4 protein-coding genes are annotated in these 7,040 nt (G+C 66.1%); 2 read left to right on the top strand and 2 right to left on the bottom strand.

Going from position 1 to position 7,040, the window contains the following annotated elements; all coding sequences use genetic code 11:
• Positions 1 to 712: 712 nt before the first annotated feature.
• Positions 713 to 2,941, top strand: a complete 2,229-nt coding sequence (gene katG / locus QZY03_RS29360; RefSeq protein ID WP_295587498.1) for a catalase/peroxidase HPI — start codon at positions 713 to 715, stop codon at positions 2,939 to 2,941.
• Between the two features lie 355 nt (positions 2,942 to 3,296).
• On the opposite strand, the gene speB is transcribed toward katG, so the two are convergent.
• Positions 3,297 to 4,184, bottom strand: a complete 888-nt coding sequence (speB, locus tag QZY03_RS29355) for an agmatinase (RefSeq protein ID WP_295587496.1) — start codon at positions 4,182 to 4,184, stop codon at positions 3,297 to 3,299.
• A gap of 272 nt (positions 4,185 to 4,456) precedes the next feature.
• On the opposite strand from speB, the gene QZY03_RS29350 reads away from it, so the two are divergent.
• Positions 4,457 to 5,008: a pyruvoyl-dependent arginine decarboxylase gene (locus QZY03_RS29350; RefSeq protein WP_295587494.1), complete on the top strand. Its 552-nt coding sequence runs from the start codon at positions 4,457 to 4,459 to the stop codon at positions 5,006 to 5,008.
• A gap of 236 nt (positions 5,009 to 5,244) precedes the next feature.
• On the opposite strand, the gene mgtE is transcribed toward QZY03_RS29350, so the two are convergent.
• Positions 5,245 to 6,672 (bottom strand): magnesium transporter, encoded by a 1,428-nt coding sequence (mgtE, locus tag QZY03_RS29345; RefSeq protein ID WP_295587492.1) that lies wholly within the window; start codon positions 6,670 to 6,672, stop codon positions 5,245 to 5,247.
• Positions 6,673 to 7,040: the final 368 nt, after the last annotated feature.

Raw genomic sequence — 7,040 nt, 5'->3', positions numbered from 1 at the left:
CGCGTCGGGGATCTCGGGCAGGCGGATCGGGCTGGGCATGTCAAGGTACGGCGGAAAGGTGAGGGTTAATCTCGATGCGATACTTTAACTGATCTCGTCAGCATACTGATACTGTTGCCATGACTTTTTGAGAAGTTACCATGGAGAGAGGTAACCCACGGATATTGCTTGTTGCAATGGTACAACGTAAGGCGCTTGCCGGACTATTCATTACTCGCAGCCGGTCGGACTCCGGTGCGGCACCGCCGCCGCCGACCGGGGATTCTGCCGGATCAAGTCCGAATAGCGGTGTTCTCGCGCGCCTTGAGTCGCTAGACGTCGGAATGCTCGCGACCGCGTTTTAGGCGATTTCCGGAACACCGGATACCACCCACCATCGGCTCGGATGTCGGTGCGACCTCAGTCGCACCGATTCGGACGCAGGTGCGACTGAAGTCGCACCTACATTGACCGGTATCCAAATTGTAGGAAATCGCCCAAGTACCATGTGCCCGCTATCGTCGACACCAATCGCGACAACCGATACTGCCAGTTTGCGCGCAGCAATTCGGTGGCCTACCTTTAACCCGCGCAACGCCCCGCCAAAGCAGCGCCAGCCTGGGTTTGCGCGACGACGCTCGCTCCAGGCCACAGCGCCAAGACAAGGAGAGTCAGACAACAAGCGGTGTTGCTCACCACAGTCGAACCCACGCAAGACGAGGAGAAGATTCCCATGCTTATGAAGGCGATCCCGGCGGCCGTCCTCACGGCCCTGCTGACGACCACCGCAGTTGCAGATCCGGCGATGGCGGTTGGCCAAGCGCGGCCCAACAGTTTCTGGTGGCCTGACCAGCTCGATCTCCAGCCCCTGCGCGACCAGTCCCCGGCGTCCAATCCCTACGGTGCGGACTTCGATTATGCGCAGGCCTTCGCGAGCCTTGACCTCGCGGCCGTCAAGAAGGACCTCAAGGCAATGATGACCCAGTCCCAGGACTGGTGGCCGGCCGATTTCGGCCACTATGGCCCCCTGTTCATCCGCATGGCCTGGCACAGTGCCGGCACCTACCGCGTGGCTGACGGGCGCGGCGGGGCCGGCGGCGGCCAGCAGCGTTTCGACCCGCTCAACAGTTGGCCCGACAACGTCAATCTCGACAAGGCGCGGCGCCTGCTTTGGCCAATCAAGCAGAAATACGGACGCAACATCTCGTGGGCCGATCTCATGGTGCTCGCCGGCACCGTGGCGATGGAGGACATGGGCTTCAAGACCGTCGGCTTCGCCGGCGGTCGGGCGGACGACTGGGAGCCCGACCTGGTTTACTGGGGTCCGGAGGCGGACATGCTCGGGCATGCGCGCACCGACGCCAAAGGCACTCTGGAGAATCCACTCGCCGCCACGCAGATGGGCTTGATCTACGTGAATCCGGAAGGTCCGGGCGGCAATCCCGATCCGCTCGCGGCCGCTGAGCATATCCGCGTGGCCTTCGGCCGGATGGCGATGAACGACGAGGAAACCGTCGCCCTGATCGCCGGCGGACACACCTTCGGCAAGACCCACGGCGCCGGCAAGCCGACGGAGTGCGTGGGCGCCGAGCCCGCCGCCGCGCCGATCCAGCAACAAGGATTGGGCTGGGCCAACCGGTGCGGCAAGGGCAACGCCGAGGACACCATCGGCAGCGGCCTGGAGGGCGCGTGGAGCGGCGCGCCGACGCGCTGGACCATGATGTATCTGAACAACTTGTTCAACTACGACTGGGAGCAGACCCGCAGCCCGGCCGGCGCCATTCAGTGGACGCCAAAGGATGGAGCGGGTGCCGACACGGTCCCCGACGCCCACGTGCAGGGTGTCAGCCATGCGCCGATCATGTTCACGACGGACTTGGCGCTGAAGTTCGATCCAACCTATCGTGAGATTTCCAAGCGCTTCCTGGAGCAGCCGGAGGCGTTCGAGCGCGCGTTCGCGATGGCCTGGTTCAAGCTGACGCATCGCGACATGGGGCCGCGCGCCCGGTATCTCGGCGCCGAGGTGCCCGCAGCGGTGCTGCTCTGGCAGGATCCGGTGCCGGCGGTCGACCATCCGCCGATCGACGACAGCGACATCGCGGCGCTCAAGAAGCGCATCCTGGCGTCCGGCCTCACGACCGGCGAGTTGGTGCGCACCGCGTGGGCCTCGGCATCCACCTTCCGCGCCAGCGATATGCGCGGCGGTGCCAATGGCGGGCGCATTCGCCTCGCGCCGCAGAAAGACTGGCCGGTCAACGATCCGGCCAGCCTGGCGAAGGCGTTGCAGACCCTGGAGGGCATCCGGGCGACCTTCAACACCGGCGCCGCCGACGGCAAGCAGGTCTCGCTGGCCGATCTGATCGTCCTGGGCGGTGCCGCGGCCATCGAGCTGGCGGCCAAGAATGCCGGCTATAAGGTTGCCGTCCCCTTCCGGCCCGGGCGTACGGATGCCACCCAGGAACAGACCGATGTCGCGTCCTTTGCCGTGCTGGAGCCGACGGCCGATGGCTTCCGCAACTATTTTGCGGACGGTAACCGCCGGTCGCCGAGCGAGCTGCTGGTAGACCGTGCCGACCTGCTGGGGCTGACCGTTCCGGAGATGACGGCACTGGTGGGCGGGATGCGCGCCTTGGGTGCCAACAGCGGCGGCTCCAAGCATGGCGTGTTCACCGATCGCCCCGGCCCGCTGACCAACGACTTCTTCGTCAATCTGCTCGACATGAACACCCGGTGGTCGCCGGCGGTGGACGCTCCCGGCCTCTATGAGGGACGAGACCGTGCGACGGGCGCGCTGAAATGGACGGCGACGCCGGTGGACCTGATCTTTGGATCGAACGCCGAGTTGCGTGCCATCGCCGAGGTCTACGGGTCAGCGGATGGCGGTGAGGCCTTTGTCCGGGACTTTGTCGCCGCTTGGACCAAGGTGATGACGGCCGACCGCTTCGATCCGCAGCGGGGATAGGCAACGGTTGCTCGGGCCGGGGTTGGCGTCAGCCCGGCCCGAGTCCGCACGACGCGGCCTTGATCATCATTCCGGCCGGCCGCGGACGGTCCGCTGTAGGGTCCGCTGTGCGGACCGGCGACCGTGCAGATCGCGCGGTGGCCGGGTTTATGATCAACGCCTGCATTGGGGGAATTGCTGGTGGTCAGCCGCGAGCGCCGGCGCCAGTTCGATGCCACCGCGGCCAGGTCGCTGACGAATTGACCTGGGACGCCGAGCGTCTGTGGCGGACCTCTAACTTCCGCCGGGCGGATGGGCGCATCCTGCATGTGCGCACCTGCCGGTGGCCGCTGCGGCAGCGGCAGCCGTTGTTTGCTCAGGGATGCAGACCGAGGTACTGCCAAATTACCGTGGCCCCGGCCAACGCGGTGATCTCGGCCTGGTCGTAGGCGGGGGCGACCTCGACTAAGTCCATGCCCCGGAAGTCGATCCCCTGCAACCGTTTGAGGATCGCCATGACCTGCCAGGTGAACAGTCCCCCGACCTCGGGGGTGCCGGTGCCGGGCGCCTGGCCGGGATCGATGGCATCGATGTCGAACGACAGATAGGCCGGGCCGGACCCCAGCACTGCACGCACCAGAGCGGCGACGGCCCGCGGTCCGGTCTCATGAACCTCCTCGGCCGTGACGATGCGCACGCCCTGGGCCAGGGTCCAATCGTAAACGGCGCGCTCGCAGGGCGAACGGATGCCGATCTGGATCATCCGCCGCGGGTCGACCAGGCCCTCGACGATCGCCCGGTAGAACACCGAGCCGTGGCCGAGCGGCTGGCCGAAGCTGTCGGGCCAGGTATCCACATGGGCGTCGAAATGCACCAGGCCGATTGGCTCCAACGGCTCGCATCGTCGCGCCAGCGCCCGCAGCAGCCCCAGGGTGATACTGTGGTCGCCGCCGATGGTGACCAGGTGGTCATATTGAGCCGCCTGTTCGGCGATCAGGGACAGGGAGTCGGGGAGGTCGCCGAGGGCAATCGCGAAGTCGCCGACATCCGCGACCCCCAGCGTGCGCGGATCCCGCCAGTTCGCCGGGTTGTCGCCATCGACCAGCATGCGGCTGGCTCGGCGCACCGCAAATGGCCCCTCGCGTGCCCCGGCGCGGTTCGTGGTGCCCAGATCCAACGGCACGCCAGCCACGCAGATGCGCGCCGCCGCGGGATCCAGGGTGCTGCCGAGAAAGGTGGGCGGGATGGCAAAGGTGGGTGTCATGGTTCGGAAAACGCCGGTCGCCAAAATCGTCTGGATCACATCATAAGTTACCGGCCTGCGAATCGTCCCGGCGGTAGGGGTGTGATCAGAACTGATCGGGCTGGGTCTCTCGGTAGGATGGGCAGAGCGAGAGCGATGCCCAGCCTCAAGCGTCGCGGTGGCCGGATGGGCATCGCGCTCGCTCTGCCCATCCTACGTGCATCTGCGACCACATCACTTTGGATCGCACCCGGGTAGCCTCATCTCGCCGTGACTGCCAAGAGGATTCGATCATGTTTCCAACACCCGTGCGCGTGTTCTTGACCAAGGGCATCGGCGTCCACCGCCACGCCCTGACCGCCTTCGAGCTGGCGCTGCGCGATGCCGACATCGAGCAGCAGAACCTGGTCTATGTCTCGTCAATCGTCCCGCCCCACTGCGCCCTGATCCCCCGCGAGGTCGGGGTGGAGATCCTCAAGCCCGGCGACATCACCTTCTGTGTGATGGCCCGCATCGAGACCAATGAGCCCGGCCGCCGCATCCATGCCAGTGTCGGACTCGCCCGACCCGCCGACCCCGATGGCTATGGCTACATCTCCGAACACCACGGATTCGGCCAGACGGCGGCACAGAGCGGGGACCATGCCGACGACCTCGCCGCCAGTATGCTCGCCAGCTCGCTCGGGCTCGAACTGGACCCGGAGGTCGCCTGGAATGAGCGCCGCAGCATCTACGAGCACAGCAACCTGGTGATCGAGAGTCTGTCGATGACCGCGGCCACTGAAGGCGACCCCCAAGGGCGGTGGACCTGCGCGGTCAGTGCGGCGGTGTTCCTGTTCTCCTGAGCCCACACGCGCACCAGTCGTCACCTGATCGCGGCGCCGACCAGGCAGCATGGAGCCGTCGGTGGGGCTGTGGGTGGATGCGCTGCGCTTATCCACCCTACAAAACCGAAGCTGCTGTAGGGTGGATAAGGCGCGCTACATCCTGTTCGGGATTCGGCACGGCGGTCGTGCGCGCCGCATCCACCATGGGTCGCACGAGACCCTCACATTTGGAATTGCCGCGGAACGCCCCTCGGCTACAGATAGATCAGACTCACCATCAGAAAGAACACCGCCACCGCCATGATATCGTTGCCGGTGGTGATGAAGACCCCGGTGGCCATCGCCGGGTCGATCCCCAGCCGGTCGAGGACCAGCGGGATGGTCGCTCCCACCGCGACGGCCAGTGTAATGACGGTGGTCAGCGCCAGACCCGCCGTGAGGGCCAGCCGCACCGGGTTGTCGATCGCCACCCACTGGGCCATGAACAGCACCAGGGCCATCAGCACGCCGGCGGCGATGGCCCCATTGGCGAGGGCCGCGAGCAGTTCCTTGCCCAGCCGCCAGCCCAGATCGTCGAAGGTGACGGTGCCGGTCGAGAGGCCCTGCACCGCCACGGTGGAGGCCTGGATACCGGCATTGCCGGCGCTCGACATGACGATCGGGATGAAGGTGGCGAGGATGGCCGCCCGCGCCAACTGGTCTTCGAAGGCGCCGACCACGGCCGCCGACAGGGTGGCTCCGGCGAGCCCCAGCAGCAGCCAGGGCACCCGCCCGCGGACGATCCGCCCGATCGACTCGTCCGGGCGGGCGTCGCGCGGCAGACCGCTCATCCGCTTCATGTCCTCGGCGGCCTCGTCGCGGATCACCTGTTCCAGGCGCTGCGGTGTGATCCGGCCGATGAGACGCCCGACGCGGTCCACCACCGGGACCACCGACAGTTCGTAGCGCTCGGCGATCCGCGCCACCTCCTCCTGATCCGTATCCGGCCCGACGGCGATGAAGTCGGTGTGCATCAGGTCGCCGACGCGCTCGGTGTCGGGCTGCAACAGGAGGTCGCGCAGCCGCAGATAGCCGAGCGGCCGCCGCTCGGCGTCGACCACATACACGGCATAGAGCCGCCCGATGGTGTGGGCGTGGGCACGGATCTCCTCGATGGTCTGGCCCACCGTCCAATCCGGCGGTACGACCACGAACTTGGGGCTCATGATACTGGCGGCCGACTCGGCCTCGAAGGACGCCAATTCAGAGATGGTCGTGTGCCCCTGCAACAGGGGCAGCACCCGCTTGCGCAGCGCCTTGGGCAGTTGCGCCAGGGCGGCGGCCGCCTCTTCCGGTTCCAGTGCGTCGATCACGTGCACCAGCCGTTCAACGGTGGCATCGGCGAGCAGCACATCGCGAAAGGTGTCGTCCAGCTCGGCGATCACGCGCGCCTGCTCGGGGTCGAGCCAACGGAACAGCACCCGTGCGCGCTTGAGCGGCAGGTGCACGAAGAGTTCCACCACATGGGTCGGCGGCCAGGCCTGCAAGGCCGGCATCAGGGTCGTGCGTGCTCCGGCCTTGATGAGCTGCGCCGCCGCGTCGACGACCACCCGGTTGGCGGCACTGAGTTCACCCCGATGTGAGCGGGTCCAGACCAGGGGCGGCGTCTGCGCGGGTGGCGCAGTGGTCGGGGTTAAAGGCATGTGGCGGCTCCTGAAGTTGGCGACCAGGTCCAGGTAAGTGCGCTCCGGGTCGACGCGGGTTCACCGGCACACGGCCGACGGTTGGCCGGGGAGAGCTTAACAGCGGGCGGTGACTGGGGGATGAAGAACGCGCGGGGGGGCGCGGTGGGACGGCAGGTGGGTGATGCGGTTCGAGTACTCACCGCATCCTACGCGCTTGAGCCTGGGAGCCCGATCAAGGGTTTTTCACGAAGACACGGAAGGAAGAGAAGAAATCCTCTCACAAAGACACAAAGACACAAAGACACAAAGATAGAGAAGCCTTTCATGGCTTCTTATCTCTCTTTTCTTCTTCGTGTCTTTGTGTCTTTGTGAGAGCATCTTCTTTT

This window comes from uncultured Lamprocystis sp., from assembly GCF_903933125.1.
Taxonomy (GTDB): Bacteria; Pseudomonadota; Gammaproteobacteria; order Chromatiales; family Chromatiaceae; genus Thiodictyon.
The sequence above is the reverse complement of the archived record's forward strand: the minus strand, read 5'-3'. Positions and strand labels throughout refer to the sequence as shown.